This window comes from Deinococcus seoulensis (assembly GCF_014648115.1).
Lineage (GTDB): Bacteria > Deinococcota > Deinococci > Deinococcales > Deinococcaceae > Deinococcus > Deinococcus seoulensis.
Genome location: NZ_BMQM01000008.1, coordinates 22615 through 43201 on the forward strand (window position 1 = coordinate 22615; position 20587 = coordinate 43201).

15 protein-coding genes are annotated in these 20587 nt (G+C 70.3%); 1 reads left to right on the forward strand and 14 read right to left on the reverse strand.

The genetic code is table 11. The features are described 5' to 3' along the window. Positions 1–178: 178 nt before the first annotated feature. The 8 genes from IEY70_RS07775 to IEY70_RS07810 all read right to left on the reverse strand — a co-directional run bounded on the left by IEY70_RS07775 (position 179) and on the right by IEY70_RS07810 (position 11683). Complete coding sequence (locus tag IEY70_RS07775; RefSeq protein WP_189064444.1) at positions 179–3703, reverse strand: DEAD/DEAH box helicase; 3525 nt, start codon at positions 3701–3703, stop codon at positions 179–181. Positions 3704–3907: 204 nt separating this feature from the next. Further along, positions 3908–5095, reverse strand: coding sequence for a PQQ-dependent sugar dehydrogenase (locus IEY70_RS07780; protein ID WP_189064445.1), 1188 nt, complete (start codon positions 5093–5095; stop codon positions 3908–3910). Positions 5096–5246: 151 nt separating this feature from the next. Continuing rightward, positions 5247–5528: a YiaA/YiaB family inner membrane protein gene (locus IEY70_RS07785; protein WP_189064446.1), complete on the reverse strand. Its 282-nt coding sequence runs from the start codon at positions 5526–5528 to the stop codon at positions 5247–5249. A 253-nt stretch (positions 5529–5781) separates the two neighbouring features. After that, positions 5782–7107, reverse strand: a complete 1326-nt coding sequence (gene aroA / locus IEY70_RS07790) for a 3-phosphoshikimate 1-carboxyvinyltransferase (RefSeq protein WP_189064447.1) — start codon at positions 7105–7107, stop codon at positions 5782–5784. 361 nt (positions 7108–7468) lie between these two features. Then, positions 7469–8467: a 3-oxoacyl-ACP synthase III family protein gene (locus IEY70_RS07795; protein WP_189064448.1), complete on the reverse strand. Its 999-nt coding sequence runs from the start codon at positions 8465–8467 to the stop codon at positions 7469–7471. Next, entirely contained in the window at positions 8464–9768 is a 1305-nt protein-coding gene (locus tag IEY70_RS07800) for a F390 synthetase-related protein (protein WP_189064449.1), read from the reverse strand. The genes IEY70_RS07795 and IEY70_RS07800 overlap by 4 nt, the downstream gene beginning before the upstream one ends. Further along, on the reverse strand, positions 9765–10583 hold the full coding sequence (locus IEY70_RS07805) for an MBL fold metallo-hydrolase (RefSeq protein ID WP_189064450.1): 819 nt from the start codon (positions 10581–10583) through the stop codon (positions 9765–9767). Before IEY70_RS07805 ends, IEY70_RS07800 begins: the two co-directional genes overlap by 4 nt. Next, entirely contained in the window at positions 10580–11683 is a 1104-nt protein-coding gene (locus tag IEY70_RS07810; protein ID WP_189064451.1) for an NAD-dependent epimerase/dehydratase family protein, read from the reverse strand. The genes IEY70_RS07805 and IEY70_RS07810 overlap by 4 nt, the downstream gene beginning before the upstream one ends. Before the next feature lie 131 nt (positions 11684–11814). Here IEY70_RS07810 and IEY70_RS07815 point away from each other — a divergent pair, with 131 nt between their 5' ends. Then, complete coding sequence (locus IEY70_RS07815; RefSeq protein WP_189064452.1) at positions 11815–12237, forward strand: hypothetical protein; 423 nt, start codon at positions 11815–11817, stop codon at positions 12235–12237. 145 nt (positions 12238–12382) lie between these two features. Here the strand turns inward: IEY70_RS07815 and IEY70_RS07820 are convergent, their stop codons facing one another. The 6 genes from IEY70_RS07820 to IEY70_RS07845 all read right to left on the reverse strand — a co-directional run bounded on the left by IEY70_RS07820 (position 12383) and on the right by IEY70_RS07845 (position 20583). Then, positions 12383–13513: an XdhC family protein gene (locus IEY70_RS07820; protein ID WP_189064453.1), complete on the reverse strand. Its 1131-nt coding sequence runs from the start codon at positions 13511–13513 to the stop codon at positions 12383–12385. Between the two features lie 369 nt (positions 13514–13882). Next, the gene (locus IEY70_RS07825) at positions 13883–16261 is read right to left on the reverse strand and encodes an aerobic carbon-monoxide dehydrogenase large subunit (RefSeq protein WP_229777749.1); all 2379 of its coding nucleotides are present in this window, start codon (positions 16259–16261) and stop codon (positions 13883–13885) included. Beyond that, a complete protein-coding gene (locus tag IEY70_RS07830; protein ID WP_189064454.1) occupies positions 16258–16815 on the reverse strand; it encodes a (2Fe-2S)-binding protein in 558 nt (185 codons plus the stop codon). The genes IEY70_RS07825 and IEY70_RS07830 overlap by 4 nt, the downstream gene beginning before the upstream one ends. Further along, positions 16812–17693, reverse strand: coding sequence for an FAD binding domain-containing protein (locus IEY70_RS07835; protein ID WP_229777750.1), 882 nt, complete (start codon positions 17691–17693; stop codon positions 16812–16814). Before IEY70_RS07835 ends, IEY70_RS07830 begins: the two co-directional genes overlap by 4 nt. A gap of 585 nt (positions 17694–18278) precedes the next feature. Then, positions 18279–19907: a catalase gene (locus IEY70_RS07840; protein ID WP_229777751.1), complete on the reverse strand. Its 1629-nt coding sequence runs from the start codon at positions 19905–19907 to the stop codon at positions 18279–18281. 226 nt (positions 19908–20133) lie between these two features. Then, positions 20134–20583 (reverse strand): hypothetical protein, encoded by a 450-nt coding sequence (locus IEY70_RS07845; protein ID WP_189064456.1) that lies wholly within the window; start codon positions 20581–20583, stop codon positions 20134–20136. Positions 20584–20587 lie beyond the last annotated feature (4 nt).

The window sequence follows — 20587 nt, forward strand, 5'->3', positions numbered from 1 at the left end:
GGGGCCGGTCTACACCGCCCGGCCCGTCGGTGGGTGCGTCTCATACGGACTCCGATTGAATGGGCGGCAAAGCCCGTTGGGTCCGAGCGGATGCGAGCAGGAGAAAAACGGGTTCCGGACGTGGAGCTGGCAATCCGGTGAAGTTCCGGATTGTTGGCGAAACAAACGGCAGTCCGTATCACCGCCGGACCAGCACGTCCGGGCGGGTCAGGTCGCCGCCGACCCCGTCATCGTCGGCCCTGTCTTCATCGGCCCTGTCTCCGTCCGCCCCATCTTCATCGGTCCCGTCTTCCAGCGGCGCGAACAGGCGGTCCAGGTCGGCGGTGGTCAGTTGCGTGGCGTCGCTCAGGCCGCCGTCCAGGATGCCGCGCGCCAGACTGGCCTTGCGTGCCTGCAGGTCCAGGATGCGTTCCTCGACGCTGCCCGCCGCGATCAGCTTGTACACGAACACCGGTTTGTCCTGCCCGATACGGTACGCGCGGTCGGTCGCCTGATCCTCGGCGGCCGGGTTCCACCACGGGTCGTAGTGGATGACCGTGTCGGCCGCCGTGAGGTTCAGGCCGACCCCGCCGGCCTTCAGGGTGATCAGGAACACGTGCGTCCGGCCGCTCTGGAACGCCTCGATCTGACTCTGGCGGTCCTGGGTGCTGCCCGTGATCATGGAGTACGGAATGCGCTGCTCGCGCAGCCAGTCTTCCAGGTGGCCCAGCAGCGTGGCGAACCCGCTGAAGATCAGCACGCGGCGGCCCTCCTCGACCATCTGCGGCAGGTTGGTGCTCAGCCACTCGAATTTCGCGTTGCCTTCCACGCTGCGCGCCGCGTCCAGTTTCACGAGGCGCGGGTCCGTGACGGCCTGACGGAGTTTCAGCAGGGCGTCCAGGATGGCGATGGTGCTGCGTGACAGGCCCCGGGCGCGCAGTTCCTCCCGCACGCGGGTCTCGGTGGTGACGCGCACCGTCTCGTACAGGTCCCGCTGGTCGCCGTCCAGCGTGACGCGGACCGGAATCTCGGTCTTGGGCGGCAGTTCGCGCGCCACGTCGCGTTTCTCGCGGCGCAGGATGAACGGCCGGACCCGCGCGGCCAGCGCGGCGCGGCGGCCCGCCTCACCGCGCTTCTCGATGGGCGTGCGGTACAGCTCCCGGAAGGTCTTCTCGTCGTGCAGCAGGCCCGGCGCCAGGAAGTTGAACTGCGACCACAGCTCGCCCAGGTGGTTTTCCAGCGGCGTGCCGGTCAGCGCCAGCCGGTGCCGGGCGTTCAGGGCGCCCGCCGCCTTGGCCGCCGCGGTGCGGGCGTTCTTGATGTTCTGCGCCTCGTCCAGGATCACCAGGTGGTAGTTGAACGCGCCCAGTTCGTCGATGTCGCGCGGCAGCAGCGGGTACGTGGTCAGCACCAGGTCGTGCTGCGGAATCTGTGGGAACAGCGCGCGGCGGTCCTTGCCGTGCAGCGTCAGCACCCGCAGGTCCGGCGCGAACTTCGCCGCTTCGGCCTGCCAGTTCCCGATCACGCTGGTCGGCGCGACCACCAGACTGGGCCGGTCCGCGCGGCCCGACGCCTGCTCGACCAGCAGGTGCGCCAGGGTCATGACGGTCTTGCCCAGGCCCATGTCGTCGGCGAGGATGCCGCCCATGCCGTACTCGCGCAGGAATTGCAGCCACGCGAGGCCCTGACGCTGATAGGGTCGCAGGTCGGCGTTCAGGTTGGCGGGCGGGGTGACGTCGCGGATGCCGTTGAAATCCCGGAGTTTGCGCCCCAGTTCCAGCAGGCGTTCCGCGCCCAGCCAGCGGGCCTGCACGGCCTCTTCGAGTTGCGCGACGCGGGCGGCGTCCAGCAGCGGCAGGCGCAGCGGGCCGGGCGGCAGGTCACGCAGGTTGAGTTCGACCAGCACGCCCAGGATGGCGCGGATGCGTCCGGCGGGCAGGGCGACGCGGCGGCCGTCGTCGAGGGCGGCGTGCAGGGTCTCGGTGTCGTCCAGTTCGGCCAGCGCCTCGGGCGTGAACAATCCCGGCTGGCGGGCGATCAGGTCCGCCAGGACCGGGATCAGGCTGATGCGGGTGCCGTCCACGACGATGCCGAGGTCCAGCGTGAACCAGCCGCCGAAGGAGTCGTTCGTCTCGCCGTACCAGTCGGTGATCTCGGCGAAGTTCAGCGGGAAGTCCGGGTGGACGTGCACGGCCACGCCCTGCGCTTCGAGGTCGGCGCGGCCCTGGCGCATGAAGTCCATCCAGGCGTCCTCTTCACCCAGGGTCAGCAGGCTGCCCGGTTCGGGCACGGTGACGTGGTACGCGTCTGCAAGTGCTTCCTCGACCCGCATGAATCCGGCGAGGGCGACGGCGTGTTCGGCGTCCCGTTCGGCGTCCCGGTCGCGGGCCACGCGGGTCAGGACGCCGTCGCGGTACACGGTGGGTCCGGCGCCGCCCTCGGCGTGCGCGTCCGGGACGGTCATTCCGGCGTAGGCGTGCCGCAGGTGCGCGGTGGGCAGCGTGGTGGGTTCCGGGCGCATGCCGGGGGTGTGGTGCGTGGCGGGCACGGCACTCAGGTGCAGTTGCGGGGTGTACGGCAGGCGTTCCTCGCGCACGCGCACGGTCTGCGGGATGGGCAGGTTCAGCCCCGAAGCGGTGATGGCGTGCGCCAGCGCCACCGCCTGCGCGGGCGGCAGGACCGGGCCGGTCAGGAACCGGGCGACCTGATCGGGGGGCGTGTCGGTCTGCACGCGGCACAGCAGCGTGGCGGGTGTGGGCGCGGCCCGGCGGCGCGACTGCGGCCCGGCGGCCCCTGACTGGGCCGTACCCGACTGGGCCGTACCGGGCTGGCTGTCCAGGGCGGGGCGCTGCACGGCCCAGGGGCGCGGGGTGGGCAGGATCACGGTGTCCGGGGCGTCCGGGACGTGCAGGGTGGGCGTCTGCGCGCCGCGCGCGTCGGACATCCAGGCGAGATGCCCGTGCAGGTCCGGGCCGCGCGTGAGGAGCGTGTCCGGGCGTTCCCAGCACAGACGGCCGGCTTCGAGCATGCTCTCGATCAGCAGGTCGGCGGCCGGGTGGTCACCCAGGACGTGCAGTTCGTCCTGCCAGCGGCCGGGTTCGTGCGTGGCGGTCGTGGCGACGTCCAGCAGGCGCAGCAGGTGCGTGTCGCGCCGCACGAAGGCGGGCGCGCTGGCGAGGTTGCGGGGCAGCGAGTACCGTTCGGCGCCGCTCAGGTCCGGCAGGTCTCCGCGCAGCGGCACGCGCGTGAGTTGCACGGCCACGCGGCGCGTGCCGCCGACGCTGGTGCCGGGCGGCAGGAAGCGCAGCACGTACCGCAGCTCGAACTGCCGCCCACGGGCGGGCGCGCGGACTTCCGTGAACGACGCCAGCCACTGCTGCGTGCGGGCGTCCAGGGGTTCCTCGGTGGGCGGGGCGTCACCGGCGGGTTCGGTGGGTGCGGGGCGCGGCCCGTCGGGCGGGTCGGTCGCCAGGACCAGCGCGGCCACGTGGCGGCAGCGGTACCGGCCGCAGGTACAGGAACTGCCGCGCAGTTGCGGGTCCGGTGGGGGCAGCAGGTCCACGGTGGCGTGGTAGGCCTGCCCGGCGTCCATGACGGTCGCCTCGGCGTGCCAGCCGGCGTCGGTCCAGTGGCGCGTGACGTCCTGCACGCTCTCCTCGCGCAGCGAGAGGCCCTGCGCGGCCGTGTCGAGCGCGAAACCCGGCGGCAGGCGGCTGAGCTTCACGGCTTCACCCGGCGGGGCGGGTGCCCGGCGGGGCCGCCCAGTTCAGGCGTCCGGCGGCCGGGCCGGAACGGGAAGGACTGAACGCCAGTAACAAACACGCTCTCCAGTCTAGCGCGAGCCTGCCCAGAACGAAGCTGCACACCGACACGAAACGCGCGCCCGCTCTGAACGGGCGCGGGCAGCGGGGCAGGGCAGCGGGGCAGATCAGCGGGCCTGAATCCGCCAGACGCGTCCGGCGCCGTCGTCACTGAGCAGCAGGGCGCCGTCGGCCGCGACGACCAGATCGACGGGGCGGCCCGACACCGTCTGCCCTTTCAGGAAACCGGTCAGGAAGTCCGTGGTCTTACCGCTCTGCGGGTCGATCATGATGACCTTGTAGCCGCTCTTGACGCTGCGGTTCCAGCTGCCGTGCAGCGCGGCGAACATCTGCCCCCGGTACTCGGCCGGGAAGGTCTTGCCGTCGTAGAACGCCAGTCCCAGCGGCGCGGAGTGCGCGGTGGTCAGTGAGAAGGCGGGCGTGGCGGCCTTGCAGGTGTCGGCCGACTTGCGGCCAAAGTCCTTGTCCCAGACCTGCGCCTGTCCGGGCTGGGTGGTGTAACAGTACGGCCAGCCGTAGAATCCGCCGTCCTTCACGCGGTAGAAGCCTTCGGGCGGCAGGTCGTCACCCAGTTGATCACGGCCGTTGTTCGTGGCGAACAGCTGACCCCCGAACCACTCGATACCGACCGCGTTTCGCAGGCCCGTCGCGTAGGGCTTCCCGTTCTTTCCGTCGGCGTCGTACACCCAGATCGCGGCGCGTTTCGGGTCGCTCTCCTCGCAGACGTTGCAGGTGCTGCCCACCGACACGTACATCCGCCCGTCCGGGCCGAACTCCACGGTGCGGGTGGAGTGCCCGCCGCCGCCCGGCAGGTTCACCACCTTCTGCGGCGCGGCGCTGGCCTTCGTGTCCCCGGCCCTGTACGGGAAACGCACCACGCCGTCCGTGTTCGCCACGTACAGGAACCCACCCTGGATGGCGAGGCCGTGCGGCTGGTTCAGTCCGCTGGCGTACACCTGCCTGCTGTCGGCCTTCCCGTCGCGGTCACGGTCCGGCATGACCGTGACCGTCCCGGCGGACGGGTCGCTGATCAGCACGTCACCGTTACTGGCGACGACCATGAACCGCGGTTTCTTGAACCCGTCGGCGAACAGCGTGACCTTGAACCCGTCCGGGACGCTCAGCCCGTCCGGCGAGGCACCCTGCGCGCCGCCGGTACCTGCTGCGGCCAGCGCCGCCGCCAGCAGGGCCGTACCGGCGGCGCGGCCCAGCCTGCGGACAGGTGGCGCAGACGGAAAGGACGGCAGCGGGCGGTCAGCCTGAAGCGTAGTTTGACGCGTGGCAGCGCGGCGCATGGCAGCGTGAGTTGAGGACATACCCCAGCAGAGCAGGCCCTCATGAGCCGCGTCCACCAGCGGCCTCAAGTCGAGCTTCACGCCACCCGCAGGGACCGCAGGCAGCAGAACGGCGCCTCTCCCCTGCCCGCCTCATACGGACTCCGATTGATCAGCTTTCGAACTTGCTGAGCACCTGCTCGGTGCGGGCGCTCTTGACGCGGTTCACGAGCCGTTCGTACTCGTGCTTGTCGCGCAGGCTCTTGGAGAGCGTCAGGGTGCTGGCGGTCAGGAACAGGGTGCCCATGTACAGGTACCCCTTGACCCACCAGTCCACGGGAATGAAGAAGATGCCCAGCAGCATCAGGCTGATGCTGACCAGAAACGCGATCCAGATGAAACTGAGCCAGGCGGGGGAATCACCGACGACATCGGGATTACTGAACTGAGTCATGATTGGAACCTCCTGTGAACACTCCCGTGGATTGTGCCCTGACCGGCACGCGCCGCGCCGCTCAGGTGCCCTTGCACCGGGCCGGAACAGGTGCTAGTGACCCGCCGTCCGGCTACGTCCGGTACGCCCCAGCATAGGAGCGGGACAGACGTCCCACCCCGGCTTCTGAACGCACTCCAGAAAAGCCCCTCCAACCCGCCACCAGACACGAAAAAGCCGCCCCGTTCAGGGCAGCTTTCCGGTGTCCTGAATGTCAGGCGCGCGTGGCTTCCGGGTACTCAAACCTCGCCCCGAGGGATTCGAGGTGACGGAAGAACATCGGGTAGCTCTTGCGGATGTGATGCGCGCCCGTGATGCGGATGGGTGCCTGGGCGCTGAGGCCCAGCACGGTCAGCAGCATGATCATGCGGTGGTCGCCGTGCCCGTCTGCGGTGACGCCCCCGGCGAGGCTGGGTGTGCCCGTGACGGTCAGGCTGTCCTGCGTCTCGGTGACGGTCAGGCCCAGAGCCTCCAGTTCGCGGCGCGTGTCGCTGATGCGGTCGCATTCCTTCAGGCGCAGCGTGTACACGTTCTCCCAGGTGGTCGTGCCGTCCGCCAGGGCCGCCGCCGCCGTCAGGGCCTGCACGGCGTCCGTGAAGCCGTCCCCGTCGCGCGTGACCGCGTGCAGGGGCCGCCCGCCACGCACGACCACGGTGTCGCCCTCGCGGGTCAGGTCCGCACCCATCTCGCGCAGGACGTTCAGGGCCTCGCGTTCACCCTGCAGGTCATGCTCGCGGAGGTTCGACAGGCGCAGCTCGCCGGGCCGGGTGGCCGCCGCCGCGAGGATCGCCGCGCTGCCCGGATAATCCCCCGGCACGAGCACGCGCCCCGCCCGGAACGCCTGCCCACCCGGAATCGAGACGCGGCTCAGGTCGTCACTGGCGGACGCCTGCACCCCGAACGTCGCCAGCGTATCCAGCGTCTGCCGCAGCGGCGCGTGACTCTTGATGTCCCCCGTCAGACGCAACTCCAGCCCGTCGGGCAGCAGCGGCCCCAGGAACATCAGCGCCGACGCGTACTGACTGCTGCGCTCCGCACTGACCTCCACCACACCACCCCGCACCGGCCCCGAGATGGACAGCGGGAACATCCCGTCGCAGCTCTGCACGCGCGCCCCCAGCCGCGACAGGGCCTCCAGCAGATCCCCCTGCGGCCGCTTTCCGAGCGAATCCGGGTAGTCCGTCACGAACGACGTGCCCGTCGTCAGGGCCGCCACGCCCATCAGGAACCGCGCCACCGCTCCCGCATTCCCCGGATTCAACGTCACACCCGCACGCGGCCCCGCCCCGAAGCCCCGGATCACCGCGTCCCCACCTACCAGCTCCACACCCGCGCCCCAGTCCCCCAGGCAGCGCAGCATCGCCCCGGCATCCTCGCTGGTCGCCACGCCCACCACCCGCGACTCCCCGTCCGCCAGCGCCGCCGCCAGCAGGTACCGCGTCGTGTAATTCTTACTCGGCTGCGCCCGCAACTCCCCACGCAACTCCGCCGCAGGATGCACGATCACGTCAAACTTCTCCGGCAGACCATCAACACTCATGAGGCCAGCGTAGCCCGCACGCAGGAACCGGGCCGGGGTGCTGTACAGGAAGGGGGGCGTGGGAAGGGAGGCTGCTGCGCAGCGGGACCCCTCAGTCAGCTTCGCTGACAGCTCCCCTCAAGGGGAGCCAGGAGGCTGGCTGACCTAACCGTCGTCACCACCAAGCCCGTCGTGCGCGCAGCGCGCGGGGCGCACGCGGCGAAATCGGAGGATGGCGTGTGAGGCGTGGCCGTCCCCGCCCGATCCTCACCACGAACGCCCGCGAAATACCTGCCCAGTGCCAACGACTGCTCCCCCTGCCCCTCTGGGGTAGGGGGCTGGGGGGTGGGGAAGCACGCCGCAAGGCGCAGACCAGCAACCGTTACAACTCCCAGATCACCCCCCCCGCAATCAGCCCCGCGCCCGTCCCGACGAGCAGCGCCGTGTCCCCCTCCTTCAGTCGCCCGGCTTCCACGGCCTGATGCAGCGTGAGGGGGAGGCTGGCGGCGATGACGTTGCCCAGGGTGCGCAGTGTCACTTCGACCTGTTCCTCGGGCCAGTTGTAGCGGCGCAGCAGGTCGAGGCCCGCCTGGCTGGCCTGGTGCGGGATGACGCGCGTGATGCCGGGTAGGCCGCTGCTGAGGCCGGGGCGGAGGCGTTCGAGGAAGGGCGGGACGACGCGGCTGGCGAGTTTGAGGACCTGGAGGCCCTGCATGTCGAAGGTGAAGTCGGTGGGGGTGGCGCCGGGGTGGTTGGGGTGGCGGAGGGTGCCGCCGCCGCGGATGCGGGTGTGGTCGGCTCCGGCGGGGTGCGTCTCGGTGCGCGTGGCGTGCAGGCCCTGGCTGGGGCGGGTGGGGGGGCCGAGGAGGACGGCGGCGGCGCCGTCGCCGATCAGGAGGGTGCTCTCGGGCTGGGCGGGGTTCAGGCCGACGCTGCCGCCCTCGCTGCTGATGATCAGGACGTGCCGCGCCCGAGCGGTGTGGATGAGCAGCGCGGCGTGCTGGAGGGCCAGCAGGAAGCTGAGGCAGGTGCCGTGCAGGGAGTACGTGGCGGCGCCGCTCAGGCCGAGTTCGCGGGCGTAGAGGGCGGCGCCGTCGGGGATGGGTTGCAGCTGGCTGCCGCTGGCGTTCAGGAGGACGTCCACGTCGTTGACGTTCAGGCCCGCGCGGTGGAGGGCTTCGTGGGCGGCCTGCGTGCCGAGGGTCAGGGCGGTTTCCTGGCCGGACAGCCAGCGTCGTTCGTGGACGCCGCTGCGTTTCAGGGCGATGGCTTCGGGCACGCCGCACAGCCGGGCGACCTCGGCGGTGGGGACGCGGCGTTCGGGCAGGGCCTGCGCGGTGGCGAGGAGGCGCACGCCGAGGACGGTGTCGGATGGGTTCACGTGGGCCTCCAGGTTCGGGTGACGCGGCGGCGTTTCGTGCCGGGCGGGGTGGGGTCGAGGGGGCGGGTGTCGAGGATCAGCTGATCAGGGTCGGCATGGCTGCGGTGCAGGGCGTCCCGGACGGCGTTCCGGGCGTGGGTCTGGGTGTCCGGGGTGTGCGGGTCGAGGTGCAGCGTGATGTGGTGGGGGCCAGTCTGCTCGGCGCGGTACTCGCGCAGGTCCGGCACGGCGGCGAGGGCGCCGCGCAGGAAGTCCGGCCAGACGGTCACGCTCTCCCCTGCCGCGCCGGGCAGGTGCAAGGCGTCGTCCTGGCGGCCCGCGATGCTGTGCACGCGGCGCGCGGCCTGTCCGCAGGGGCACGGGTCGGGGTGGAGGCGCAGGGCGTCGTCGAGGCGGTGGCGGATGAACGGTTGCGCACGGCGGCGCAGGTCGGTGATGACGGGGCGGTGCAGCCCGTCCCCGAGGGGTTCGAGGTCGAAGTGGACGTGCGCCTCGTTCAGGTGCAGCGACCCGTGCGGGCACGGCAGGGCCAGCAGGCCCTCGGTGGCCTGATAGACCTGCACGACGTCACCCCAGCCGCGCAGGGCGGCCTCGTCGTCGGGGTCGAGGACTTCCGCGACGCCGATCACGCGGGCACGCAGCTGAACGCCGGTGCGGTGCAGGGCGCGCAGCACGCCGGGCGGCCCGACGATCAGGGTGGGCGCGTAGGCTTGGGCCTCGGCGGCCAGTTCGGGGAGGGGGCGCAGCAGGTCGAAGAAACGGAACTCCAGCTGGCGGCGGCGGACGCTGCGGTACAGGGGGCTGTCGGCCCGCAGGAAGAACGCGACCCGCTGCGGGCGCAGGAGGCCCCATAGGCCGCCGGGCAGCAGGTGGCGCAGGACGGTTCCGGCCCAGCGGGCCTGCTCGGCGCGGCTGACGAGGAAGACGCCCTGCGTGCCGCTGGTGCCGGTGGACAGACCGACGGTGACGGGTCCGGCGGGCGTGGCGAGGGTAGGCGTGAAGTCGCGGGTGCGTTCCGCCTGCCGCCCAACCGCCAGCGCGCCCTCCAGCGTGACGCCCACGGTGTTCAGCGTGTCGAACGTGGCGAGCATGGCGGCCTTGTCGGTGGGCGGCAGCTCGCGCCAGCGGCTCAGGGGGAGCCCGGCGGCGCGGAAGCGGGCGGCGACGGCGGGGCTGTGCGCCGCCACCCAGCGCAGGTGATCGTGCGCGAGGTGGTCCTGATGCCGGTCCAGCGCCGCGCGGGTGCGGAAGGTCAGGCGGGCGTCGTCCAGCGCGCCCAGCAGGGTCAGGACAGCACTCACGGGGCGGTCCAGCCCTCGGGCTCGTCGTGGCTGACGTGCAGCCTCGCGGCGGGATTCGCGTGCAGGAAGGCGCGCAGGGCCGCGCCGCTGGTGGCCTCCTGCGCGGGGTCGTGGAACGCCACGCGGGCCAGCGGGTGCACCGGGCGTTCCTCGCGGCCCGCGCGGACGCTCCAGGCGGCGTCGGCAGCCAGGACGGTCAGGCCCGCCTCCTCCTGTGCCAGGAGGCCCACCATGCCCGGCGCGTGACCGGGCAGCGGCACGGCGCGCAGCAGGCCGTCCCCGAACACGTCCGCGACCTCCGGGAAGGGGTGCAGGGCGTCCCCGGCGTCCGTGAAGTCCAGCCACGCGCAGCGGTCCTCGAAGTCGTCCGGGAGGAGTTCCGGCATGAACGCACGACGCACCGCCCGCACTCCGCGCAGGGCCCGCAGGGGCTCCCAGGCGCGGCGGTCGAGGTGGAAGGTCGCGTGCGGGAAGTCTCGCAGGCCCCCCACGTGATCGGCGTGCAGGTGCGAAACGATCACGTGCCGGACCTCCTCCGGGGGGAAGCCCAGGACGCGCAGTTGCTCGCGGGCGGAATCGTGTGGGCCGAACTGCACGGGCGTGATCAGGCCGTAGATCAGGCCCGGCCAGCGGCGCATGGCGGTCACGACGTCCGCGCCGTAACCGGTGTCGAACAGCACGGGGCCGCGCGTGGGGTGCAGGATCAGCGTGAAGCCCGCCGGGTACGCCTGCACCCGCCACGGCGCGCCGCGTTCGGTGATCGCCGCGAGGTTCAGGCACGACCCGGCCCGCATCGGGACGACCCGGACGGTCATGCGGCCCCTCCGCGCAGCCCGGCGAACACGTCCGCGAACCCCTGCTCGGGCGTGACGACCGGCGCGTAGCCCAGCCGCTCGCGGGCGCGGGTCAGGTCCAGCGTCATGGGCCGCGTCAGGAGGCGCACGCCGCTGGCCGTCAGGGGCGGCTCAGGCCGGTCGGGGTGCAGGCGCGCGCCGAGTTCCAGCGCCGCCGCCACCCCCTCCAGCAGTCGCGCGGGCACCCGGCGGGTCGGTCTGGGGACACCCAGCGTGTCGGCCAGCCGGTCCAGCGTCGCCCACAGCGGGATGGCCTGCCCGTCGGTGATGTTGAACACGCCGGACGCGGGGCGGGTCAGGGCCAGCGTGATCGCGTGGGCGACGTTGCGCACGTCGGTCAGGTCCGTCCAGACCTCCTGATACGGACTCCGGTTGAAAGGTTTGCAAAAACGTTCAACCCGAGCGGAGCGAGCAGGAGAAAAACGGGTTCCGGGCGTGGAGTTGACAGATCGGTGGTCTTCCGATCTGTCAACGAAACAGACGGAATCCGTATGAGCCGTCAGGCGCGGCAGGCGACCGGCACGCAGGGCGGCAGCCAGCCGGGGCACGATGCTGGTGTCCCCCACCCCGTAGATGCCGCGCGGGCGCAGGATGGTCGCGTCGGGCAGCGCGGCGCGCACCTCCTGCTCCGCCTGCCACTTGCTGCGGGCGTACAGGCTGTCGAAGCGCGGGCCGACCGGGGTGTCCTCGCGCACCTGATCGGTCACTCCGGTGGCGTTGTACACGCTGGGCGTGCTGACATGCACCAGCCGCACGCCCCGCCGCGCGCACGCCCGGGCCAGCGCGGCGCTGGGGTCCACGTTGTCCGCGTGGAAGTCCGCCGCGTGCCCCCACAGTGTCGAGCGGGCCGCCGCGTGCACCACCCCCTCCACCCCGTCCAGCAGGGCGTCCCAGTCCGCGCCGCGCAGGTCGGCCGCCACGAAACGCACGCCGTCCGCCTCCAGCGCCGCGCCCCTGTGTACGTCCCGGCCCAGACCCGTCACGGTGTGCCCGGCCCGCGCGAGTTCACGGGCCGTCACCCCGCCCAGGAAGCCGGTCGCGCCCGTCACCAGAATGTTCATCGCCCGTGATTATGGACGCCCGGCCCGCGCGGCGCTGCCAGATCTGAACGGCGTTCAGGCCAGAGCACGTACCGACCACTGCGCCATTCGGGTGAGGGAACACCCCGGCGCCGCCCGGTACGCTGCGTCCCATGACGACTTCCGATGTTCAGATCGACTTTCAGGCCGGTCAGCGCTGGACGTACCGCACCCGCCCCGGCGAGGACACCAGCACCGTGCTGATCCTGCGACGCGACGACGAACCGACCGGCACGGTGCTGCACATCGCTCTGGACGGGCTGCGGCTGGGGAACCCGCACCTGCGGGGCGGCGTGCAGCCGCACCTGGGCCACGCCCCGGTCACCGCAGAAGCCCTGCGCACCAGCGTGCTGGAACTGATCCAGACCGGCGCTCCCCTCCCGACCGACGAGGGTGGCTACCGCCAGTGGCGCGAGGCCGCCGACCGGGGCGAGGCGGGCGTGTTCACACTGACCCTCGCGGAGATCCTGGACGTGATCGGGCAGGTGGTCCCGGCACCCGTGGACGGCCTGTTCGGCAAGACGAACCGCCGCTGAACGCCCCGCTCATACGGACTCCGATTGAACGGCTTTATAAGCCATTCAATCCGAGCGGATGCGAGTAGGAGAGAAACGGATTCCGGACGTGGAGTTGACAGATCGGTGGTGTTCCGATCTGTCAACGAAATAAACGGAATCCGTATCAGGTCGTCAGGTACCGCGCGGGGTCTTTCAGGAAGCGGGCCTTGCAGTGCGGGCAGCAGAAGGCGTACGTCTGCCCGTCCAGCTCGGCGGTGTGCCGGGCCGGGAGGGTGACGGTCATGCCGCACACGGGGTCCACGGCGCTGCCCGCCTCTGCCGGGGCGGCGGGTTCGGCGTTCAGGACGGTCAGGGCCGGCAGGTCCATCACCTGCGCCAGCAGCGTGGGCGGCACGGGGGACGGTTCGCCGGGGGTCGGAACGGGCGCGGCCGGTGCCGGAACAGCGGTGGGCGGCACAGAGGCCTGCCGGTCCAGTTGCACCAGTTCTGCCAGGACGCTCAGCGCCACCTCGTGCGGGGTGCGGGCGCCCACGTTCAGGCCTACGGGCGCGCGGATGCGGCCCAGGTCCGCGTCCCCGAAACCGCTCAGCATGGCCAGCGTCTCGCGGACGTTCGCGGCGCGTTTCGGGCTGGCCAGCAGGCCCACCGGGTTCGGCTGGGCGCGCAGCAACGCCTCGATGGCGGTTTCGTCGTAGTGCCCCTGCGACGCCACCACGCTTCGCACCCGCGCGCGCTGAGCGGCGGGCAGGGCCGACAGGCGGGCCGTCAGGGTACCCAGCGGCACGGCGTCCGGTTCGCCCGGCACCTCGTCGTCGTCCAGCACGCGCCACACGCGGTCGCCCATCAGGCCAGCGTGCGCGGCGATGGCCCGCGCGACCGGCGTGCGGCCCACCACGACCAGCAACCTGGGCGGCAGCAGCGGTTCGAGGAACACCTCGCTCTCCCCTTCCGACGCGCAGTTCATGGGCACCGTGACCCGCTCGGCGAAGGCGTGCTCGGCGTCCGGCGCGGCGCCCGGCACGATCCGCACCAGCCGCGCCTGCCCACCCTGCAACGCCAGCAGCGCCTGCCGCCGCACGATCTCGCGGGAGCACGCGCCCCCCACGAAGCCCTCCATGCGGCCGTCCGCGTGAATCAGGGCCTTGTCACCCACCTGCGCCGACACCGGCGCGCGGCGCGACACCACCGTCGCCACGACCGCCGACGCACCCTCACGCGCCAACTGCGCCAGCCGCTCGGGCAGGTCCGGAATGAATTCGGTGTCCCCGGTGGGACGCTGGGGATCAGGGGTCATACGGTCTCCGATTGAATGGGCTGCAAAGCCCGTTCAATCCGAGCGGAGCGAGTGGGAGCAAAGAGGGTTCCGGGCGTGGAGTTGGCAACCCGGCGCCCTTCCGGGTTGGTGACGAAACAGACGGAATCCTCGTCATACGGTCTCCAATGGATACACCCGCCCGGTCAGGGGCGGGGGAAGAAGGTTGATGTCGGGGGCAACTCCTGGGTCACCTGCAACCCCTCGGTCACCTGCAACCCCTCAGTCACCTGCGGTGACAGCTCCCCTTAAAGGGGAGCCACTTCAGTTTCAGCCTCCCCTTTAAGGGGAGGTGGCCCGCAGGGCCGGACTCGCAGAGCCGCGAAGCGGAGGGGTCAGGGGGGCAGTTGGTCAGTCGCTTGCGGCGGCGGCTTCTGCGTTGCGGATGGCGCGCCAGACTTTCTCGCGGGTCAGGGGCATGTCGATGTGCGTGACACCCAGGGGCGCGAGGGCGTCCATGACGGCGTTCACGAACGCGGCGGGACTGCCGACGTTGGGGCTCTCGCCGACGCCCTTGGCGCCGATGGGGTGGTGGGGGCTGGGGGTGACGGTGCTGCCGGTCTCCCAGACGGGCGCCTCGACGCTGGTGGGGATCAGGTACTCCATGAAGTTCGGGGCCATGTTGTTGCCCTGTTCGTCGTAGGGGATTTCCTGCATGAAGGCGATGGCAAAACCTTCGGTGAGGCCGCCGTGCACCTGTCCCTCGACGATCATGGGGTTGATGACGGTGCCGCAGTCGTCGATGGCGAGGAAGCGGCGGACCTTGACCTCGCCGGTCTCGGCGTCGACGTCCACGACGGCGATGTACGCGCCGTGCGGGAAGGTCATGTTGGGCGGGTCGTAGTACAGGCTGGCTTCCAGGCCGGGTTCGTTGCCCTCGCCGGGGTTGGTGTACGCGGCGAACGCGACTTCTTTCATGGTGACGCTGCGGCTGGGGACGCCCATCACCTGGAATCGATGCTCGACCCATTCGATGTCCTCGGGGGCAGCTTCGAGCAGGTGCGCGGCGACTTTCCTGGCCTTCTCGCGCACGCGGCGGGCGGCGAGGGCCAGCGCGGCTCCGGCGACCGGGGTGCTGCGGCTGGCGTAGGTGCCCAGGCCGTAGGGGGCGGTGTCGGTGTCGCCCTCCTCGACCAGCAGGTTCTGGGGGTCCAGGCCGAGTTCCTCGGCGACGATCTGCGCCCAGGTGGTTTCGTGACCCTGGCCCTGGCTTTTCGTGCCGGTGCGGATGATGCCGGTCCCGGTGGGGTGGATGCGGATCTCGGCGGAGTCGAACATCTTGATGCCCAGGATGTCGAAGTGCTTGCTGGGGCCGGCGCCGACGACCTCGGTGAAGGTGCTGATGCCGATGCCCATGTACTCGCCACGGGCGCGTTTCTCGGCCTGCTCGCGCCTGAGTTCGGCGTACCCGATCTGGTTCAGGGCCTTGTCCATGGTGCCTTCGTAGTCGCCGCTGTCGTACGTGAAGCCCAGGGCGCTGTCGTACGGGAACTGGTCCTTGCGCACGAAGTTCTTGCGGCGCAGTTCGGCGGGGTCCATGGTGAGTTTCTGCGCCAGGATGTCCATGCCGCGCTCGATGGCGTAACTGGCCTCAGTCACGCGGAACGAGCAGCGGTACGCGACGCCGCCCGGCGCCTTGTTCGTGAAGTACGCGTCGAGTTCCGCGAACGCGACCGGGAACTGGTAACTGCCGGTCACGACGCCGAACATCCCGGCCGGGTACTTGCTGGGGTCGGCGGCCGCGTCGAACGCGCCGTGGTCGGCGACCGTCTTGACTTTCAGGGCGGTGACGGTGCCGTCCTTCTTCGCGCCGATGGTGACGTCCATGTGGTAGTCGCGGGCGAAGCCGGTGGTGGTGAGGTTCTCGGTGCGGGTCTCGATCCACTTGACGGGCGTCTTGAGGATCAGGGCGCCCACGATGGCGCACACGTAGCCGGGGTACACCGGGACCTTGTTGCCAAAACCCCCGCCGATGTCCGGGGAGATCACGCGGATCTTGTCCTCGGGAATGCCGGTCACGAGCGAGATGGCGGTGCGGTACACGTGCGGCGCCTGACTGGTCACCCAGAAGTGCAGGCGGCCCATGGCGTCGAACTGCGCGACGCAGCCGCAGGGTTCCAGCGGGGCGGGGTGGCAGCGGGGCGCGTAGATGCGCTCGGTGACCACGACCTCGGAGTCGTCCAGCGCGGCCTGCGTGCCGTCCCGGTCGCCGCTGTCCCAGTGGTAGATGTGGTTGGTCCTGTCCTCGCGGTCGTCGCGCAGGATGACCTCGTCCTTCATGGAGTCGAAGGGACTGATGACCGGGTCCAGGGGTTCGTAGTCCACGTCCACCAGTTCGGCGGCGTCGCGGGCGGCCTCGCGGGTCTCGGCGAACACGGCCGCGACCTCCTGATGCTGGAACAGGACCTTGCCGACGGCCAGGACCATCTGCTTGTCGAAGCCGTGGAAGGTGGGCAGCCACGCCAGCGACGCGGCCACGAGGTCCTCGCCGGTGATGACGGCCTTCACGCCCGGCACGGCCAGCGCGGCCTCCTTGTCGATGCTCTTGATGTTCGCGTGCGGGTAGGGGCTGTGCACGATGGCCATGTACAGCATGCCGGGCAGGCGCATGTCGTCCACGTAGTTGCCGTTCCCGGTCAGGAAGCGGGGGTCTTCCTTGCGTTTCATGCCCTTGCCCATGGTCAGGGTCTGCGGGCCTGCGTTGTTGGTGGCGTCGGTTTCGATGCTCACTGCGCTCCTCCTTCGGCGGTGCTGGGAACCATGCCGGCCAGGGCCTGCGCCTGCGCCTCGTCACGCATGACGCGCGCGGCCTGCTGCACGGCCTTGACGATGTTGTTGTAGCCGGTGCAGCGGCACAGGTTGCCGCTCAGGAACTCGCGGACTTCCTGGTCGGTGGGGTCCGGGTTGTGTTCCAGCATGGCCTTGGCGGTCATGAGCATGCCGGGCGTGCAGTACCCGCACTGCAGGCCGTGCTGGTCCCAGAAGGCCTGTTGCAGGGGGTGCAGGTCGCCAGGGCTGCCGAGGCCCTCGACAGTGGTGATCTGGTGGCCTTCGGCCTGCACGGCGAACATGGTGCAGGACTTGGCGGGCGTGTCACCGTCGAGCAGCACGACGCAGCAGCCGCACGAGGAGGTGTCGCAGCCGACGTGCGTGCCTTTCAGGCCGGCGTCACGCAGGGCGTAGGCGAGGAGGGTGCGGGATTCGACTTCCTGGCGGATGGTCTGCCCGTTCACGTTCAGGGTGACGGTGCGCAGGGTGGTGTCGGTGGTTTCGGTGGCGGTCATGCGGTCACTCCCGTGCCCAGGCGGGCGGCGCTGGCGCGAAGGCCGCGCGCGACGAGCACGCGGGCCATGTCTTTCTTGTACTCCACGCTGCCGCGCGTGTCCGCGAAGGGGTCACTGGCGGCGCGGGCTTCCTCGCTGGCGGCGCGGATGACGTCCTCGGTCAGCAGCTGGCCCAGCAGCAGTTTCTCGGCGGCGTCCACCCGGACCGGGCGGGGGCCGGCGGCGGTCAGGGCGACCCCGGCGTGCGTGACGCGGCCGTCCTCGCCCAGCGTGATCTGCACGGCGGCGGCGGCGGTGGCGTAATCCCCGACCTTGCGTTCGATCTTCTGGTACGAGCCGTGCGTGCGGCCGTCCGGGGTGGGAAAGCGCACCTCGACGGCCAGTTCGCCCTCTTCCAGCGAGGTCTGGAAGGAGTCCACCAGGAACTCGTCGATGGGGATCAGGCGTTCGCCGCTGGCGCTGCGGGCGACCATCACGGCGCGCGCAGCGAGGGCCGCCGCGCCCCAGTCGCCGCTGGGGTCGCTGTGGCACAGGCTGCCGACGACCGTGCCCAGGCAGCGCACGACCGGGTCCGCCACGACGGCGCCGGTGTCGGTCAGGAGGCTGTAGCGGGCGCGGACGTTCGCGTCGCGTTCCAGGGTCACGTCGCGGGTCATGGCGCCGACGCGCAGTTCGCCGCCTTCCTCGTGCAGGTAGCCCAGGTCCTTCACGCCGCCCAGGTCGACCAGCACGGCCGGGCGGGCCAGGCGCAGGCGCATGGCGGGAATCAGGCTCTGCCCGCCAGCCAGGATGCGGGCCTCGGCGCCGTGCTGGGCGAGCGCGGCCAGGGCCTCCTCTGCGGAGTGGGCGCGGATGTAATCGAATGCAGCTGGAAACACGTTCTCCCCCTTGCCGGACGTGGCCCGGCACGTGAAACTTCCCTGGTCGGTGATGCGATAGGACTTCTGGCCGGTCAATCCGGCATCAATTGCGCTTGATTCACCATTCAGTATGAAGCCTTTCTGAAGATTTGCAAAGCGAGAATGACCACAACAGAGGCCCTGCACCCGCGCTGGGAGAAAGAAAAACCCGCCCGGCCCGGCAGCGGGCGCGTGCAGGCGCGGAAAAAAGGCGTGCAGTACGTACTCCATCAGCCGGGCAGGCTGCGGGAAGAGGCTCGCGGCAACAGCAGAACAGAACGGCAGACAGCACAGAGGTGGACCTCCGGGCGTTCACCCAGGGTCCACCTCTGTGCTGTCTGCTCTTGCTGTCGCCTGCTCAGGACCGGATCGGAAGGCCGCGCGGGCCTGTCAATCCGGGCGGCGGGTCATACGGATTCCGTTTATTTCGTTGACAGATCGGAACACCACCGATCTGTCAACTCCACGTCCGGAACCCGCTTCAACTCCTACTCGCTCTGCTTCGCAGCTCTACGAGTCCGCTCGGACCCAGCGGCTTTATAAGCCATTCAATCGGAGTCCGTATCAGTCGTCGGCGCTGACGGCCATCTGGGGTTTCTGGTCGCCGCCGGCCGCGTGGGTGTGCGTTTCGGTCAGCAGGTCGGTCAGTTCGGGTTTGGCCATGGCGCGCTTCTTTGCGATGCCGTCGCGGACGCCGCTGGACAGTTCGGCCGAGACTTTCTCCAGGTGGCCCACGAAGCGGTCCACGATGAAGTCCGGCACGCCTGCCAGCGCTCCGGCGAAGTTCATGGCAAGGCGACCGCGTTCGCCCTCGCTCATGACGCGGTACAGCTCGCGCGGCTGGCCGTACAGGTCGGCGTCGTCCTCGGGCCAGCCGTAACGGTCGGCCATGCTGCCCAGCGGCATGGGGGGCTCCTGCAGGGTGTCGGCGGGCACGTCGGGGCCACCGTACGAGTTGGGTTCGTACACGGGCGTACCGCCGAAGTTCCCGTCGAAACGGGTCTGGCCGTCGCGGTGGTAGGTCATGACGGGGCAGGCGGCCTTGTTGACGGGCAGCGCGGCGTAGTTGATGCCGATGCGGTAGCGGTGGGCGTCGGCGTAGCTCATCAGGCGGGCCTGGAGCATCTTGTCGGGGCTGGCCCCGAAACCGCGCGGCATGTTGCTGGGCTCGAACGCAGCCTGCTCGATCTCGGCGAAGTAGTTCTGGGGGTTCTCGTTCAGTTCGAACTCACCGACCTGCATCAGGGGGTAGTCGGCGTGCGGCCAGACCTTCGTCAGGTCGAAGGGGTTGATGTGGTACGTCTCGGCGTCCGCCTCGGGCATGACCTGGATGCTGACGGTCCACTTGGGGTAGTCGCCCTGGTCGATGGCGTCGAACAGGTCCTGGAAGTGGTAGTCGCTGTTCTCGGAGGCGATCTTCGCGGCGAGGTCCTCGGTGAGGTTCTGCACGCCCTGCTGGCTGTGGAAGTGCCACTTGACGTAGAAGCGTTCGCCCTGCTCGTTCCAGAGGCTGTAGGTGTGGCTGGAGTAACCGTTCATGAAGCGGTAGGAGCGGGGCAGGCCGCGGTCGCCGAACAGGTACATGACCTGATGCAGGCTCTCGGGGCGCAGGCTCCAGAAGTCGAACTGCATGGCGTTGCTGCGTCGTCCCGTGACCGGGTGGCGTTTCTGGCTGTGGATGAAGTCCTGGAATTTGATGGCGTCACGCACGAAGAAGATGGGGGTGTTGTTGCCCACCATGTCCCAGTTGCCGTCCTCGGTGTAGAACTTCAGGGCGAAGCCGCGCGGGTCGCGGACGGTGTCGGGGAAGCCGCGTTCACCGGCGACGGTGCTGAAACGGGCCAGCATGCGGCACTCGGTGCCTTCCTTCTGGAAGAGTTTCGCGGCCGTCAGTTCAGGGATGGCGCGCGTGACACGGAAAGTCCCGAAGGCGCCGCTGCCCTTGGCGTGCACGACGCGCTCGGGGACGCGTTCGCGGTTGAAGTGCGCCATGCGTTCGAGCAGGTGCCAGTCCTGCAGCAGCACGGGGCCGCGCTGTCCGGCGGTCAGGCTGTTGGTGTTGCTGGGGGCGGCGTTGCCGGAGTGGTTGGTCAGGCGTCCCTGGGGGGCCTGGGGGGCGGTGGTTTTCATGTCGGCGGACTCGGTGGGCGCGTATGCGGTGTCCTTCTGGTCGGGCATGGTCTGGTCGGGCATGGTGCTCTCCTGTGTGGACGGGCGCCTGGGGGGCAGGGGCCGCTGCGGGGACCGGGAGTGGGTGGACGCTGAACCCTCCTACCTTAATAGGAAGGCTTCTCAATAGCGTGAGGGAATACTAAGGCAAGAGTCAAGCCCAGACTCACCCGGATCGCACCCCGGCGTGAACGCCGACCCGTCCTGCCTGACAGCCCAACCTCACGGCGCCCGATTCACGGCGTCAGCTTCACGGCGCGGCGGCCGCTTTCGGCGCCAGCCGGAACTCACGGTCACGCTCCAGCTGCATCAGCACCGACACCTGCCCGCTACTGACCTGCACCTCACACGACAGCACCCCGGACGGCAACGCCCCCGGCAGCGCGTCCACGCACGGCTGCCCGTACGACACGTTCACGGACGGCCCGGTCGCCAGCACCGCCGTCTGCACCCGCACCGCGTACTCCCGCAGCGCGCGCCCCTGCACCGACAGGACCGCCACCATCAGCGCAATCCCCGCCGCGAAGCCCACGATCACCCACACGAACGTCCGGAGTGTCCGCGCCCGCATCTCCGGCGTCACCTCACGCACACCACCCGCCCCGGACGGAACGCCCCCACCGGGCCGGACCTTCTGGGCAGACTGGACCTTCTGACTGTTCTGGGCTTTCTGACTGTTCTGGCCGGGACGCTTGCTCACGCCT

Bases quoted from the DNA above. Each gene is read 5' to 3' on its own strand.
- IEY70_RS07780 (WP_189064445.1), bottom strand. From the start codon at position 5,095: ATGCGCCGCGCTGCCACGCGTCAAACTACGCTTCAGGCTGACCGCCCG.
- IEY70_RS07785 (WP_189064446.1), bottom strand. From the start codon at position 5,528: ATGACTCAGTTCAGTAATCCCGATGTCGTCGGTGATTCCCCCGCCTGG.
- aroA (WP_189064447.1), bottom strand. From the start codon at position 7,107: ATGAGTGTTGATGGTCTGCCGGAGAAGTTTGACGTGATCGTGCATCCT.
- IEY70_RS07805 (WP_189064450.1), bottom strand. From the start codon at position 10,583: ATGACCGTCCGGGTCGTCCCGATGCGGGCCGGGTCGTGCCTGAACCTC.
- IEY70_RS07810 (WP_189064451.1), bottom strand. From the start codon at position 11,683: ATGAACATTCTGGTGACGGGCGCGACCGGCTTCCTGGGCGGGGTGACG.
- IEY70_RS07815 (WP_189064452.1), top strand. From the start codon at position 11,815: ATGACGACTTCCGATGTTCAGATCGACTTTCAGGCCGGTCAGCGCTGG.
- IEY70_RS07820 (WP_189064453.1), bottom strand. From the start codon at position 13,513: ATGACCCCTGATCCCCAGCGTCCCACCGGGGACACCGAATTCATTCCG.
- IEY70_RS07830 (WP_189064454.1), bottom strand. From the start codon at position 16,815: ATGACCGCCACCGAAACCACCGACACCACCCTGCGCACCGTCACCCTG.
- IEY70_RS07840 (WP_229777751.1), bottom strand. From the start codon at position 19,907: ATGCCCGACCAGACCATGCCCGACCAGAAGGACACCGCATACGCGCCC.